This is a genomic window from Seonamhaeicola sp. NFXS20, from assembly GCF_049132085.1.
Taxonomy (GTDB): Bacteria; Bacteroidota; Bacteroidia; order Flavobacteriales; family Flavobacteriaceae; genus Seonamhaeicola.
The window spans coordinates 84,666-100,296 of record NZ_JAFMPU010000015.1 but is presented as its reverse complement, the minus strand read 5'-3'; the positions used below and the strand labels follow the sequence as shown (position 1 = coordinate 100,296).

Here is a 15,631-nt window from a genome sequence, read left to right as displayed (position 1 = left end):
GTTGACTTTTTTAACAGTATTTTTTACTTTCTTATGAAACCGTTAAAAATGCAAAAACCTGGTAATCACACGATTAACAGGTTTTTAATGATGATTGATATACTATTTTGTCGGGGTGGCAGGATTCTCAAACACAACCCAAACCACTGCATTTCAGCTATTTAAAATTAAAAATTTCAAATAGGACACTCTATAGGACATAGTCAAATGAGTTTTTGACATTCACGATATAAAATTAAACAAATTGATTGAATTAATATTAAAAGTTAACTCATAAGTTAAACTTTAATCTCCAAAAGAACTTATTTTACCAAATTGCTTACTTTATATTTTATATAATTTGAAAACATTCAACAAACCATAATTACTAGAGAACTACCAATTAATAGTTTATGACAGCTTTTTAATCGCTTTTGACAACTTATAAGTAAACAACGAAGGAATTCGAACTTATTTCTTTAGTTCCTATACTTGCTAAATTTCTCTTACCTATGTTTTTGTTACTAAACGAATTATAGACTAGTTTCTCCTGTCTTGTATCGCAGATTACAAATATAGTTATTCAAGATTAAATGACATCAAATCGTCCCCTCCAACAGTCCGTCTAAATTATAACCTATACAGGCAAGATGACCTTCTATACTATAAAATCCTCGATAGAGGAATTTGTAATAAGAACATTTTTTTACCATAAGCACTACCATCTCTTTATTATAACATTCTATTAAAAGTTATCAAACCCTAACCATTTTTGTTTTTTATTCTCGTTAATAGTAAAAACATGTTCCTCTTTTCCTTTAGTTAGGTTTTTTAACCATAACAAAGAATTTTTAGGAACATCATAATAAAGTACAGTATCCTTTGCTTTTTGCATCCCTAAAGACTTCCAATTTTTATCCCAATAAAATAGTTCGTAATCATCGCCTATATCTATATGATTACCGTCATTTCTAGCTTGAAACTCAATAGCTCCAATTAATGTAGGTTCATTAAATTCCATTCCTAACACAAAATCTTCTCCACCTGCAAAGGTTAAAGGGTTATCATCTAGAATAATATTTATTTTATTCCTTCTATTTCCTATAATTAAATTTTCTTCAAAAGGATTTTGATTTAATTTATTCATTTTATCATCATAAAAGGCTAACGTTGCTAAATAAGACTCTTCTTTGTTATTGGATTTAAATCTTACATACTTATATTTCTCCGATGATTTAAAATTTACTTTTTGCAAATGTGAACTACGAAAGTTTTTAATCTTATAAAGTACCTCAAAATTATTAAAATCTTTGTCATTAGACACTTGTATTTCAGCACCATTCAAGTTTATCATCCAATCTACCTTTCTTCTATCTCTAGCACTACTTAATCCATATTTCCTTAATAACTCGACGGAGTTTACCATAGAATCTTTTGGGTTAAAATACTGTATTTCTTTGTCCCTATTTATATAAAAAGGATAGTTAAATGGCGTTATATTACCATAGTTATTAATAGAGGCTGCTAAATACAATACATTTACACCTACATTTAAAAATTTGCTTTTCCCCCATGAATTAGTACCGCTACTAACAACTTCCCACTCTTTAGCCCCGTCATAAACACATAGCACAGGTTTTTCAATATCTATTTTAAATAAATTATCTATTTTGATATTGGCTGTTGTTAAATAACTGGGGGTCACATCTATAGCTAGTGGAGAAAAACATGACATATCTTGATATTCAAAAGACACTCTGTACACTTTCCCTATACTTTCATCTTTATAAATCTCTTTAGCATCTTTATCTCCACCTATAGTAAGTGAATATTCTATATCGTCATATTTTAAATAAACCCATGAATGTCCCTTGGAGTAGTGATTACCCATATGGGTAACATAATCTTTCGCACTGACAATCCCCAATGACCTAAAAACATTAACCAAATAATTAACGGCATCATCACAAACTCCCAATCTAGATTTTTCTAACTGACTAACACTTTGTGGTACAGAGTAATACTGTGAAACATCTCGAACATTAAAATCAAATTTCAAAGCAACTTGTTCCACAACTTTGTTCAGAGCGATTCCTTTATCAAGTTCGTCATACACCCAAGAAAACTTTTTGTAAAGTTTAGAACGGCTATCCATTTCAACGGGTTCATTAAATGACTTGTAAGGTAAAATATAATTGCAAAAATCATGGAAAGAAGCTCGTTTACTTTTAGGGATTTTATACCATGCCTCAAAAGCCAATTCAATATTATTTATTAAAAAATCTGCTTTTAAACTTTCAATTTCTTTAACCACCTTATTGCTAGGCATAGAATCACGTTCAGTTAAATAATTTTTATGATTACGCATCCTTTTTTTAAACTCTGATTTGCGATATTCTGGATCAGCCGTTAATAACTTACCTCCAGCCATTTTTCGAAATACACTATTAAACCTTTGGTCTATTGTTTTATGGGAATGATAAGGCATGTTGGATATTAAAAATTTCGCTGCTTTTAATTTTAAACTATCCTTAGGCCTTTTGTAATGGTCCAAAACTTTTTGCAATTCCCCCCTATTCTCACCGGCTAATTCTAACGCCATTTTCAATCTTTTTTCTTCTTTTCTAGAGTCGCAACCTGTAAAACCAAATATCAGGACCATCGTTACGATAAAAACATTCAATAAAATAATTCTTTTTTTCATGTATTTTTTGTCCTTTTTATAATGAATATTGGCAAATAAATAAGTATACCTATTAAAGAAAAAACTAGACCACCTATAGAACCAGCAGCAAAAGAGAACCAAAACGCCTCATTCTGCCCATTCCAAATAAATGGTATTAACCCAACAACTGTTGATATTATGGTTAAAAAAACGGGGGTGATTTTATAGTTTAACGCTTTAAAATATAGTAATTGAATATTTCGGTTTGGGTATTGTTTTTTTAAATTATTATAGTCATTAATAATGTATAATGCAGAATTTACACTGATGCCGCATAATAAAATAAATGACGCATAGCCTCCTTGATCGAAATTGAATTCGAAAAAATAAAACGTTAAAAAAACACCAATAAATGAAATAGGAATCATACTTATTATCGCAAAGGGTTGCCTTAAAGACTCCAGTACGATGGCACATATAAAGAATATGATTAAAATAACAACAAAAAGAGCGTAGTACTGGTTTGTACCATCTTTGTCCCAATTACCATTTTTGGTCTTCCCCATATTAAAACCGATAGGCAACTTTTCCTTAAAAGATTTAATATTATCATCTTTTACTTTCTTTGCCAACTGGTAAGTTCCAATAAAATCATAAGCAATAGTCAAACTGTATTTTTGATTCGTTTTAGAAATCGTGTTACCAGAATGCCGCTTATCAATAGTGGCTAATTGATTCAATTTATATTGTTGGTTTCTAATCCATAATGGCGTGTTTTTTAAATCCCACACATTAAATTTTTTGTAATTGTCGGACACTAATTTCACAGACTGCAGTTCATCATTGTTAACGATAGATGCCACGCTATTAGAATACACTTGATTTTTTAAAAATCGATAAATATTAGATTGAGATACCCCTACCTCTGCTATTTTTTCCAAGTCAAAATCTAGATAAAACTCCCCTAATGCCGTAGTAGAACGACCGCCACTTTGTATTTCAACCTCCCTAATTCTAGACATGGAACTATCGATAAGTTGTTGTTTAAAGGCCTCTGCATATTTATACAACTTATCATAATTATAACCTTCCATAGTAATTCTTTGGCTTTTATACCCTGTACCCAAGGCATTGGAAAACCCACGCCCTACTCCTGAGACCGTCCAATCCGAAGCCCCTAAACTAATGGCTTTAGACTCCAGCAAGCTCTTTAAAGTAAACGGAAAACTCCCAAACTCAAATGCATCCTTAAAATAAATATTGATACTGGCATTTTGCGGATTGTAAACATTGGTCTCATACAGGCTTACTTCATCATATTTGGAAATTAAATTTTCCATGCGCTCTACCGCTTCATTTAATTGTTCAATAGAACATCCCGGCGGCATTTTTCCAGTTACTCTTAGCATCGTCTTCTCAGGCTCAGCATGATACGAATTTGCAAATGTTTCTTCCGAAAAAAGACGCAAAGATCCTCCAACAATTTTTTCAAGCGTTGGCTTAACCTCTTTTCTAAACCACTCATCACCAAGGGTTCTATTATAAGTGTTCGCCCAAAAATCCTTTCCCTTAATTTCATCTGGTGTTAAATGCAAAGGCAAACCGAACCCCAAAACAAATAGTAAAACAAATGCCCACTTTACAGATTTACGCTTAAAAAAGGTCATGATCCGTGCATAGGTATGGGTAAATTTTACAACCCGGCGTTTGCGTTTTCTTGAAAAATTAACACGTTTATTTTCTATCTTGAACTTTTCTAATAGTGCTGGCACGAAAAACAAAGATACCGCCAAAGACACACCAATGTTTATCCCAATAACAAAAGCAAAATCCCATAGATTGATACGTTGCGCTTCCTTTAAAAAGAAAATAATCATCAATGCGCCAATGGTGGTTAAAGTTGCCGCCAATATGGCCAGAAAAGCCTTTTTATCACCTTTGTTTCTCAGGTGGTCTATCATAATGATGCTATTATCTATAATAATACCGAACGAAATGGTAATACCTGCAAAGGAGTATATATGCAATTCAACATCTAAGAGATAATAAAAAATAACGGCAATAGACAAATTGGCTATAATGCTTAAAAGTAACACCGATACGTATTTTATACTTCTATTTATCAGTACAATCAACACCAATAAAATGAGTAAGGAATACAGGGTACGCCTTTCTATTTTACTTATCTCTTCTGTTAAAAATTCGGTAGTATCGTTTGTTAATTTTAAGGAATATCCATCTTGATATACCTCATCCTTTAAATTATCAACTACCGCTCTTACTTGTTTTGCCAGTTCAATGGTGTTGACACCCTTTTCAGAAAACACCACTATGGATACGGAGTTTAATCCATTAATTCGATGGTAACTATTTACCTCAGCTTCCTGAAATCTAATTTTAGTTACATCGTCTAAATAAATAATCCTATCCCCAATCTTCTTTATAGGAATAGACGCCCAATCAATAGTTTCATCGGAATTAAAAACCATGGCCATGGCCACTTCCTCTTTTTGGGAAGTGTTTTTGGAATAAAAGCTACCAACGCCTAATTGCCTTTTTTGAAGATAGGAATTAATAGCCTGAGAAACATCATCAGCCGACAAGTTGAGCTGTAATAACTTGTTAGTACTATATTCCACCACCCACTCGTATGATGTGGCTCCTCTAACACTAACTTCATTAACCCCTTTAATTTCAGAAAGCCGTGGCACGAGTTTATCTTCGGTATATTTTTTTATATAATATGGGTTTTCGTGGGCATTGATACTATAATTCAATATCGCTTTTTTTCTATCCACATCGTCGTCTTGGATGCTACCGGATATATAAGGGTAACTAACCCCCTCTGGAAGTTCTTCATGGGTTTGACGAATAAGGTTAGCGAGTTCAAAACGAATCGCTTCCATGTCGGCACCCTTTTTAAAATCCAAAAAAACAGAACCTCTACCTTTTCGGGATACAGACCTTATATTTCTAATCCCCCTAACGGTATTAAAAACACCTTCCAGTTTAGAGGTCACTTCTTGTTCCAAAACCTTTGCCGAAGCATTACGCCAGCTGAAGCTAACATTTAAAGATGTTTTTTGTTGGGAAGGTTTAAGCTGTACACTCAATAAAGGTATTAGACTCAGTCCTATTATGGAAAGACAGACAAAAATCGTTAAAATGCTAAAAGACGACAACTTAAGCTTCATAGTACGCTAAATACTTTTAAACGAACGGCTCCACTGAAAGCGGTCATCTTTATTAGAAAATAAAATACAAGTGGCCTTACCAATGATCTTTTCTTCGGGTAAAAAACCAAAATATCTAGAATCTCTAGATTGCTTTCTATTATCGCCCAGCATAAAATAATAGTTTTTCTTAAAGGTATAACTTGTTATTGGCTTTCCCTTTACCTTAAAAATGTTATTCTTGTCCCTTTTAATAAAAACACCTTCATTATGTTTTATCACCCCCCTATACAAACGAAAGGTCTCATTGGTCAATCGTATCTCCATACCCGCTTTGGGTACTACAACTGGGCCATAATTATCCAGTGTCCATGCTTGGTTTTCACCCCCTCTCCCATATAACTTTCTTTTATTTAAAATATAAGCCTCAGGGCTTTTTTGTACAGAATCTATAAGGTTCAAATCTTTTAATGTTTCCATTTCCAAATATGATAATTCTGCCTCTTTCCAATCGCTATCCTTATTTATGCCATAAACACTAGAATTAATATGTAAAGAGTCTATAGCACGATAAAACCATTTCGGTGTGTTAACCTTAAAAGCATAAGTATTACGTATATGACTTGGTGCTCGGTAGTGGACCTTATTGGTATACACCTCGCCATCTATTATTTTAAGGGTATCGCCTGCAATAGCTGCACAACGTTTCACCAGAACTACATCTTTTCTAAAATTTTTAAAAACCACGACATCACCTTGCTTAATTTCACTTGTTCCTGTTAGTCGTTTGGCCGGCCATATTTTTTCTGTAACGGCTTCTTTAGAGTTATCCTGTAAAAAGTAAAATAAATTTAGCCAAGGGATTTCATAAGGCGAGCGTGGCAAATTAGGACCATATTTTAACTTATTAACCAGAATTACATCTTTTGGATATAACGTGTTTTCCATGGACGAACTTGGAATTAAGTAAATATCCACTATAAAAACACGAACACCAATTGCTAAAAAAAGCAGCATTAAAAATGAAAACAATACATTGGCTGTTTTTCTTATAAATTTGTGTTTTATATAGTTTACGCCCCTATATACTAATGCAACGATAAGTACCACAATGCATAACCAAAACAGGCCTAAAAAAGACAAAAAAATCAACATAGCTATTAATGTTAAATGTTTTTTATCTATATACGACATTATTAATGTTTTTTTTCATATAAAATCATATTCAACACCAATATCTCAAAACATAGTTTAAGTAAGGATCGTGGTATTTAGTCTACATGTAAACTGTTATTATCTAGATTTTAGTTTTTCAAGAATTTTAAATAATTATTCATAATATCAGTTGAAATCGTAGGATTGCCAATAAGTAATATTTCTCCTTTTTTATTTAATAAAACTGCTGAATTTTTATACCCCCTGTCTAAAAAAAATGTATGTGCTTTACCAAATTCATCCTTTTGATCATGGTATACAACCTCTAAAGGAAAACCTATTTCCTCTAAATTAGCTTTAATAACAGCACTACTATTTCCTGATAAAATAAATTTGAAATCAACGTCAAATGAAGCAAATTTTTGAACCATTTTTTTCCATTTAAACAATTGCAAATAACAAACACCACAATCACCATTATAATAAGCTACAATTCTATATTTTTTTTCTAATCCTGACGAATCATTAGAAACAGCTAACGGCTTTATTGACTGATAAGAATTTAAAATACTGCCTAATACAACTACTTCTTTAGCATTAGAGGTGTTTTCTTTTTTTTCCCTTAAACCGTTACAAGAATTTATGAATATGTATATTAATAAAAGAACCTTAAATTTCAAATTTCAAAATTTTATTTTCTTCATAATTCAGGCCATAAATGTATTTATCATTATAAACATCAAAAGTAAATATCCCTCTGTCCAAAATTAGCTTTTTTTCTGGTTGACCATTTAAATTAAAAACAAAAATCACGTCTACATCAATTTCACCCATTCGACTAGCATATAAAGCATATATAAATTTTTTTGTTACTCTAATGGAATTATAAACAAAATCTCTACCCTTAAATTCTTCATCTGGAATTTCATTTGTAGGCCCTACAATGGATTTCCATTTATTGTTTTCTAAATCAAATAGTTCTATCAATGGAAAATAGTGATATCCAAAAACAAACAAATCATCATTATGTACCATATGAGCATTATTAATTTTACCACTATTTTTACGAAAATCATTAAAAGATATATTTGTCTCTAAACTTCCATGCCCTTTAACATTTCCCCCTTCAAAATTAGATTCAAAAAATCTAAACTCGGTATTATTTTGGTCAGTATAATAAACCTTGTTTTCATAAATAAACGCGTTACGACAATTAACAGAATCTGCAACTTTATATTCTTTTATACAGGGCTTATTATTTATTAGTGAATCAACATTATATTCTACTATTTTCTTTTGTTTAGGATCTAGAATTAATAACGTCTCGTTGTCGGATTTAGAAATAGACCAAGCCACAATGGTTTCACAAGGACCTTTCCCTTTAGTTCCAAACGTTCCAATAAAATCTTCCTCAGGTAATTTAACTATGTTTAAGTATTTGTTCGATTTAATTTCATTCAAGTACATATATTCTTCGTCAATTTTAATTCTGTATGACACTAATATAGAATCAGACACCCTTTTTAGTACTTCACTTTTCAACTTAGAAACAATACTAAACGAATCATTAGAAAAACTAATAGTGTCTTTGTTCTCTAAACTTAACGTTGTTTTTTTTTTACAAGAAAACAGTGAAATTGACATTATAAGCGTAACTTTTATTATTTTCATATTCAATTTTTATACTTAGACATAAGTAATACAACGTGGTGAGATATCACTTATGTCTTAAGTTTTTTATTTTAAAATTAAAAATCTTTATAAGTACTGTAGTTAGCGGTGTATGTCCCTGTCACAGTTCCATCGTCACATAAATAAGTAACAGTACATGATTCAAGTGGATGATCTTCACAAAAATAATCTATATCATCGTATACATGATCTGAAGATATTCCACACTCAGCATTTGCTTTATTAATATTCAATAAACTTGACAAATCAAAATCCTGTTTTGATTCATTTAATGAAGGCGTGTTTAAAAACATTAACAAAGACATTAGACCAACTCCTACTAGAAAAATACATTTTTTCATTTTTTTAAAAAATTTTATTAATTAAATATACTCTTCCGTCATATAATCACAGATGATCTGCCACCCACTTCCATCGTCGCATATAAAAACTATGTTACAACTGTCATTTGGATGTCCTTCACAAAAATAATCGCAATCTTCTTGTTGTTGCGCTAATGTCATGTTACATTCTGCATTTGCTATTTTAACGTTTATTATGTCAGATAAATCGAAATCACTATTAAAACTATCCTTAGTATTTGTATTAAAAGACATGAACATAGCAATAAAAGTAATACCTAAAATTCCTATTATTCTCTTCATTTTTTTAATTCTCTTCATTTTATTAATTTTCTTAAGGCTACAACACCCTTAAATAATTGTTATAATTTTCAAAGTCTAAAGAGGCATGCCACTTTGCAAAACACAACAACAACCGTATCCTTTTTGGTTGTTATAATAGATTTTAATTCTTACATTTGAAATTTGAAGTTCAATTTATAAGACTCCTTGCCTTCGCAGGAATTAATCTATCCTCTGGGTGGTGTTAGTTTATTGACATAGGCTTTCATTTTAAAGGTTATACATTTTTAGCTATTTTAACTTTTTTAAACCCAGAGGTTTTTATCATTCGTTTGGCAAAGAAAACAAGTCGCTGGGACAAATTTTGTCCTTGTGCTATTTTTTTATACAATATTTACGTTTTGCCCTACAATAAACAATGTTATGCCCTTGCAACCTTAAATTTGCTATCATTCTTTTTATTGTTTTTTTGCTACATCTATAATCTGAGGCTACATGCTCTAAAGACACCAACATGTTCCTTTCAATTAAAAACAAAAGATGCTTTTCCTTTTCTTTTTTTTCTAGATAGGTCATAGTTTAGTTTGTTTTTGTATTTAAATGAGTTCTAATCTAAAATTCCTTGTTCTAAATCTATTGTTAACTCTCTCGATTTTCTAAAATTATAAAGTGTATACTGTTGTATTTCGTAATAATACCGCCAATAGTTAGACAATTTGGTCATATAACTCTCGTTACTGGATTGCCATGCATTTAAGGCACTTGTTAATCGCAACAGGTCAACTCGACCAGCCAAAAAACGCTTTTCTGTTATTAAATAAGATTCACGGGCTATCTCACTAGCACGTTGCGCACTTAGCACTAACTTTTCCTGAAGGTTAAAATCTGTAACCTTAGCTACGATCTCTTGCTTTAATTTACTTGCCGTTTGTTCGGCATCAATATCTTGAACGGCTTTGTTCATCCGGGCTTTTTTTATATTTCCCCGACGCTCTCCCCAATCTAAAATGGGCATTGTAAATTTTATGGATACCAATTCTTGCTGCAACAAGTTAACATAAGCATTGGAAAATGTTTCAGCTTGTTGGTTTAAACCATAACTGGCCGATAGCGACAAATCGAAACGGTTGTCTTTAATGGCTTTGTCCAAATCCCTTTGGGCTTCAATTTTGCTGATTTCTAAATCCAGCATATCTGGATTATTTTTTTTGTATAACTCTATAGCGTTTTCAACATCAATTTTTAAACTTGAAATCAACTCGGGCAGCACTGGCACGGAATAATTCGATAAATCGCTCCTTAAAAACAGTTCCAAATCTTCTTTTATGCGCTGTAGGTTCTTGTCTTGGATAGCCAAATCGGTTTCAGCATTGTACAACTGCAGCTCTAAGTTCAAAACATCTTCTTTTTCAACACTACCTATATCGTAACGCTTTTCACCTATCTTAAACAGCTTTTTCGAGGATGCTAATTTTTCTTCTGCCATAGCCTTTCTTTTAGATGCCAATGCCCAGTTAAAAAAGTATTGCACCGTTTTGATATTGATATTTTGAAGTTCGTATATCAACTCCTTATGAGACTTTTTATACTCTAGAGGCGCTGTTTTTTTTAACCATTTAAAACTATTATATGCCATTAATGGTTGGGACAGGGCTATACTCACAGGGGTTACATTGTAACTTTTAATAGTAGACTCGTTATAATTTATCAATTTATTGTAAGTAGAATTTAACGAGATACGCCCCCCTGTTGGAGAAATATTTTGGCTCAATGACAAACCAGCATACGAATTTAAGCTCCTTATTGGCCTAAATACATCTTGGTTTAAATCAGAATCGTAACGCTCCACAACTGAACTCCTATAAGTTAATGGCTGAGTGTTAAACGTAACTTTGGGCAATAAACTAGCCTTAAAAGACCGGAACGCCCAATAACTATACTCGTGTTTTCGTTGTGCTTTATAAGCATCTAAGGAATTTTTGCTCGCTATTTTCAATACCTCTTCAAGAGTGATTTTTTGCCCTGTTTCCGTTAGCGTGCTTTGAGCAAAAGCAGTAGACATAAAAAAAGCAAATACCACCGAGCACCTTACTGCTATTGATGTTTTTCTATCGATTTTTTTAAACAAACTCATTATTAGCTTTTTTATAGGTGATTTTTGAAAAATAATAATAACATAAAGGTATAAAGTAAAGGCTAACGATGGTACCCAGCACCATTCCTCCTATTAGTGACACTGCTAAAGGCGCTTGTAATTCTGCTCCTAACCCTGAAGAAAACAACAATGGAATTAAAGCTAAAATGGTCGTTAGGCTCGTCATTAATATGGGCTTCAATCTTCTTTTACCTGCTATTAACAATGCTTTTATTAATGGGTCCCCTTGACGCTGCAACTGAATAATCGTATCTATTTTTAATATAGAGTCGTTTATTATAATACCGCTCATAACCACAATACCGATGAGCGACATTAAATTTATGCTCATACCAAATAACTTTAAAAACAAAAATGCACCCGCTAAATCTATGGGAACCTCCAACAACACTATAAAAGGAAGTAAGAAAGATTCAAATTGCGAAGCCAATATAAAATAGAGCAATAGCAAAGAAATTAGCAACACTACCATTAATTCTTTTAACATCGCTTTATTGGAAAAAATACTGCCCGAAAAGTTAACCTCGTACCATTTATTATGGTTAACAATTCCTTTTATTGTAGATTGGGTACGCTCTGCATTATCGCTATTGACTTCTATATCCATAGGGTAGTATTCTCCCTCTGTTCCCCCTACAATGGTTTTTAAATCTTTAGTGCGAACTACTTTTACAAACTCTTTTACATGTATTAGAGCACTATCTCTGGATATAACCACCGTTTCATCAAGTACAGCTTCAATAGACTTCACTTTGCCACCCAATACTATGGGTACGATATCCTGATTATCTGTTATGGAAAACACAGAGCGCTCACCAAATGCACTCTTTAGTTTATTGAACAACTGATTTTCGTTAACATCGTAAATCATTAATTTTTCTTTATCAGCCACGAGCACCATGGACTCTTGCCATACTATAGGCTTTAGCTGAATATGTTCTGCACTGGTATTTACCTGATACCAGAGTTCTTGCAATTGCTTATTTTTCTGATTTTTTAAACCGCTTACATTACGCATTCTCGCCACCAAAGCAGGTTCGTCGTCAGAAAATATAGTGCTAAAGATATTGTCCACATCTTCATATTTGTATAGGGCATTAGGATACTTTTCAAGTAGATAGGCGTTCAATCTTTTGGTTATATTTTCTAAAGTTTTTTGATTACCACAATTTAAGTACAGGGTGACTTCAGATGGTTTGGCGAGGGCTTCTTTATCTAGCACGAATTGTTGACTACCTACTAAAGCTGTATGGTCTTTGATATCACCTTTAACAAGCTCTAAAGCCTCTAGAATGCGTTGTTTATTTTCATCTGTATTAATTTGTTCGTTCCAATCTACTTTTAGCAAAATTTCTGTTTTTGAAAATTCTGGCATCTGTGTTTTTGGCAGCATGGTATAGAGAACGGCTACCGAAGTAAGCAGTATGATAATGATTAACCAAGATAGTTTTTGCTTTCGCATTACCCAACGAAACCCTTTCTCGTAAACCGAATTATAGTCTATAGGGTTTGTTTTTTCTAAAAACCTTGAAACCTTTCCTTGTTTTGTCCGCTGCCGTTTATGAAACAAATAGTACAATACAGGAAGCAAGGTTAGGGACACCAATAACGACACAAAAAGCCCAATACTGATAGCCATGGCTTGGTCGTAAAACAAAGCACCAGTAACACCACTAATAAATATCAAGGGCAAGAACACCGCACAAGTAGTCAAGGCGGAGCTCAACAATGGCTTGAACACTTCGTTTGTTCCTAAAACACATGACTTGGACAAGGAGTTTCCTTGCTCGATATACTGGGTGATATTATCGATAACAATAATGGAGTTATCTATCATTAAACCAATCCCTAAAACTAAGCCTGAAAGCGAAATGATGTTTATAGATATATTAAAAAGCTGAAAAAACAGCAGACAAACCACCATAGAAACAGGAATAACAATGGCAATTAAAAATGGGGATTTTATGTTCTTTAAAAACAGGAACATCACGGCGAAAGCTAGAATAACACCCCACAACAAACTCTGCGTTAAATTACCAATAGCGTAATCCAACAACTTGGTCTGACTTCGAGTGACCCTAAAGTCTATAGCTCTATAGTCTTTTCTTAGTCGTTTTAATAGCTCCTCAAGTTTTTCTTTCAGGTCGCCCATACGGGCATCGTGTTGCTTTATAATCGCCATGGTAACGGCTTCCTTACCGTCGGACAGCACCAAACCCTTTCGCTTTTGGGGATGTTCTACAACTTGGGCAATATCTTTTAATTGGAATACACGATTGTGCTTTTTTATGTATAAATTTTGAACATCCCTAATATCAACAACTTGGCTTCCCAATCGAATATTGTATTGATATTGACTGTCCTTAATTGATAAATTACCTATTTCAACATCCGCTCTTTTAATGGCGGTTTCCAATTCATCTAAACTGAAACCTAAAGACTGTAATTTTTCTAGATTAGGAATGATTAAAATTTCTGAAGCTACCAAACCGCTTATATCCACCATCGCCACCTCGTTAACCTGCTCTATGCGTTTCTTTATAACCTGATTGGTAAAACGATTAAAATCTACAAACTCTTGTGGTACAGGGTACAAGTCTTTATTGCGAATGGTACTTTTCTTTTGGTTATCCTTTAATGTCGCGCTTATGTAGAACACAGGAATATCTGTAGCACTGGCTTTAATAACTTTTGGACGCTTCATGGTTTTGGGTAAGCGTCCCATAAAACGGTCTATCTTCTCGTTAACCTCGATAAAAGAATAATTGATTTTAGTTCCATGAGTAAAAAGCAACCTGACTACCGCCATGCCGTTTGTGGTTTCGCTTTTTATATCTTTTAAATGGCTGACCTGTTTTAATTGATTGCGCAAGTGCTTTACAACACCATCCTCCAATTGGCGTGCAGACATACTTTCATCGCTTATCTGTACTGTTATTTCAGGGATATCAATATCTGGCATTAAAGATATTGGTATAAAACTGGAAGCATAAAACCCTAAAATTAAAACGCCCAGAGTTGTCATTAAAACCGCTATAGGTTTATTTATAAGGAATTTTACCATTTATCTTTTACTCTTCTTAACAAACACCTCACTATCGTGAGCTAAATTTAAATTGCCCGATACAATGATAGAATCCCCAGGGGTTAATACTGCAGAGCTTTTATCGGGATGCGGTATGACGGCGTAGTTTCTGCTATTTTCATTGGTGGTCAGCACATAGGTCCAGTAAGCTTTTCCATCAACCACTTTAAACAGAACTTCTTGATTTTGTCGTAACACAACAGCTTCCTTTGGCACGACAAGCTGTTCCGGTATATCCTTTTGTATTAACACTTTTACATTCATACCCTCCATCAAGCTGCCATCGTTTTTTACAATGGCCTTTACCAAAATCGTTCCGTTTTTTTCTACTATGGGGTTTATTGTGGTAATCTTACCTTGGTATCTTTTTTCAAGAGCAAAGGGTATAACCTCTACTTGGTCGTTAACGCTTACATCCGCGATTTCAGATTCTATAAGATAAAACTCAACTTCAAAAGTTGAGTCATTAATTAAGGTCATAAACTCCCTTCCTGCACTTATTTGTTCAAACTGTTTGCTTTCAATATTAGCTACCCTGCCACTAAAAGGAGCTATTAGTTTAGAAGAGCGAAGTTCATATTGGGCATCTTCCAAGGTTCTCAGGGCGTCATCATAACCACTACGTATGGCCACCATTTCGTATATGCTTTTGGGAATGCTGTCTTTTACATCGTAATCATAACCTCTACCTAAAAGTTGGTCTTTAAAATCTAAAGTGGCTTTTTTTAAACTTATAGTAGCCTTATCCAGCTTTTGTTGGAATTTATAGGGTTTTAATACCGCCAAGGTTTGCCCTTTATTTACTTGATCGCCATTCGACACATATAACTTTTCCAGATGTTCACTAACTTCAAACTTTAAGGCATTTTTTTGAATGGCAATAAGTTTCCCATTACTAACCAATTCTTTTTTAAAAGGTTCTTGTTCTAGTAATTCTACTTGAACTTCATTTTTTTGGATACTATATGCTTTTTTATCGATAAGCACCTCTTCTGCATTTGCTGGTTTTTCTTTGCAGTTAATAAGATGCAAAAAACAAATACCTAAAAAAAGCTTTATAATGTTAGACTTGTAATATATTTTCATTGATATTGACTTGACTTT

General features: G+C 33.0%; 10 protein-coding genes. All 10 read right to left on the bottom strand.

All coding sequences use genetic code 11. From position 1 onward, the window contains the following. Positions 1-724 precede the first annotated feature (724 nt). The 10 genes from J1D01_RS16470 to J1D01_RS16425 all read right to left on the bottom strand — a co-directional run bounded on the left by J1D01_RS16470 (position 725) and on the right by J1D01_RS16425 (position 15,613). Positions 725-2,683, bottom strand: coding sequence for a hypothetical protein (locus tag J1D01_RS16470; protein ID WP_421151620.1), 1,959 nt, complete (start codon positions 2,681-2,683; stop codon positions 725-727). Continuing rightward, positions 2,680-5,838, bottom strand: coding sequence for an efflux RND transporter permease subunit (locus tag J1D01_RS16465; RefSeq protein ID WP_421151619.1), 3,159 nt, complete (start codon positions 5,836-5,838; stop codon positions 2,680-2,682). The genes J1D01_RS16470 and J1D01_RS16465 overlap by 4 nt, the downstream gene beginning before the upstream one ends. 6 nt (positions 5,839-5,844) lie before the next feature. Further along, entirely contained in the window at positions 5,845-7,011 is a 1,167-nt protein-coding gene (lepB, locus tag J1D01_RS16460; protein WP_421151618.1) for a signal peptidase I, read from the bottom strand. Between the two features lie 110 nt (positions 7,012-7,121). Continuing rightward, positions 7,122-7,652 carry a hypothetical protein gene (locus J1D01_RS16455; RefSeq protein ID WP_406969755.1) on the bottom strand — a complete coding sequence of 177 codons (531 nt, stop codon included), beginning with the start codon at positions 7,650-7,652 and terminating at the stop codon, positions 7,122-7,124. Beyond that, complete coding sequence (locus J1D01_RS16450) at positions 7,642-8,616, bottom strand: BF3164 family lipoprotein (RefSeq protein WP_421151617.1); 975 nt, start codon at positions 8,614-8,616, stop codon at positions 7,642-7,644. The genes J1D01_RS16455 and J1D01_RS16450 overlap by 11 nt, the downstream gene beginning before the upstream one ends. Positions 8,617-8,720: 104 nt before the next feature. Next, positions 8,721-9,005, bottom strand: coding sequence for a hypothetical protein (locus J1D01_RS16445; protein ID WP_421151616.1), 285 nt, complete (start codon positions 9,003-9,005; stop codon positions 8,721-8,723). 21 nt (positions 9,006-9,026) lie between these two features. Next, a complete protein-coding gene (locus tag J1D01_RS16440; RefSeq protein ID WP_421151615.1) occupies positions 9,027-9,308 on the bottom strand; it encodes a hypothetical protein in 282 nt (93 codons plus the stop codon). A gap of 586 nt (positions 9,309-9,894) precedes the next feature. Further along, the gene (locus J1D01_RS16435; protein ID WP_421151614.1) at positions 9,895-11,421 is read right to left on the bottom strand and encodes a TolC family protein; all 1,527 of its coding nucleotides are present in this window, start codon (positions 11,419-11,421) and stop codon (positions 9,895-9,897) included. Beyond that, on the bottom strand, positions 11,408-14,506 hold the full coding sequence (locus J1D01_RS16430) for an efflux RND transporter permease subunit (protein ID WP_421151613.1): 3,099 nt from the start codon (positions 14,504-14,506) through the stop codon (positions 11,408-11,410). The genes J1D01_RS16435 and J1D01_RS16430 overlap by 14 nt, the downstream gene beginning before the upstream one ends. Further along, positions 14,507-15,613, bottom strand: a complete 1,107-nt coding sequence (locus tag J1D01_RS16425; RefSeq protein WP_421151612.1) for an efflux RND transporter periplasmic adaptor subunit — start codon at positions 15,611-15,613, stop codon at positions 14,507-14,509. Positions 15,614-15,631 lie beyond the last annotated feature (18 nt).

Excerpts from the sequence above, each read along its gene's own strand:
- J1D01_RS16425 (WP_421151612.1), bottom strand. The coding sequence starts at position 15,613 with ATGAAAATATATTACAAGTCTAACATTATAAAGCTTTTTTTAGGTATT.
- J1D01_RS16445 (WP_421151616.1), bottom strand. The coding sequence starts at position 9,005 with ATGAAAAAATGTATTTTTCTAGTAGGAGTTGGTCTAATGTCTTTGTTA.
- J1D01_RS16430 (WP_421151613.1), bottom strand. The coding sequence starts at position 14,506 with ATGGTAAAATTCCTTATAAATAAACCTATAGCGGTTTTAATGACAACT.
- J1D01_RS16435 (WP_421151614.1), bottom strand. The coding sequence starts at position 11,421 with ATGAGTTTGTTTAAAAAAATCGATAGAAAAACATCAATAGCAGTAAGG.
- lepB (WP_421151618.1), bottom strand. The coding sequence starts at position 7,011 with ATGTCGTATATAGATAAAAAACATTTAACATTAATAGCTATGTTGATT.
- J1D01_RS16465 (WP_421151619.1), bottom strand. The coding sequence starts at position 5,838 with ATGAAGCTTAAGTTGTCGTCTTTTAGCATTTTAACGATTTTTGTCTGT.
- J1D01_RS16450 (WP_421151617.1), bottom strand. The coding sequence starts at position 8,616 with ATGTCAATTTCACTGTTTTCTTGTAAAAAAAAAACAACGTTAAGTTTA.
- J1D01_RS16440 (WP_421151615.1), bottom strand. The coding sequence starts at position 9,308 with ATGAAGAGAATAATAGGAATTTTAGGTATTACTTTTATTGCTATGTTC.
- J1D01_RS16470 (WP_421151620.1), bottom strand. The coding sequence starts at position 2,683 with ATGAAAAAAAGAATTATTTTATTGAATGTTTTTATCGTAACGATGGTC.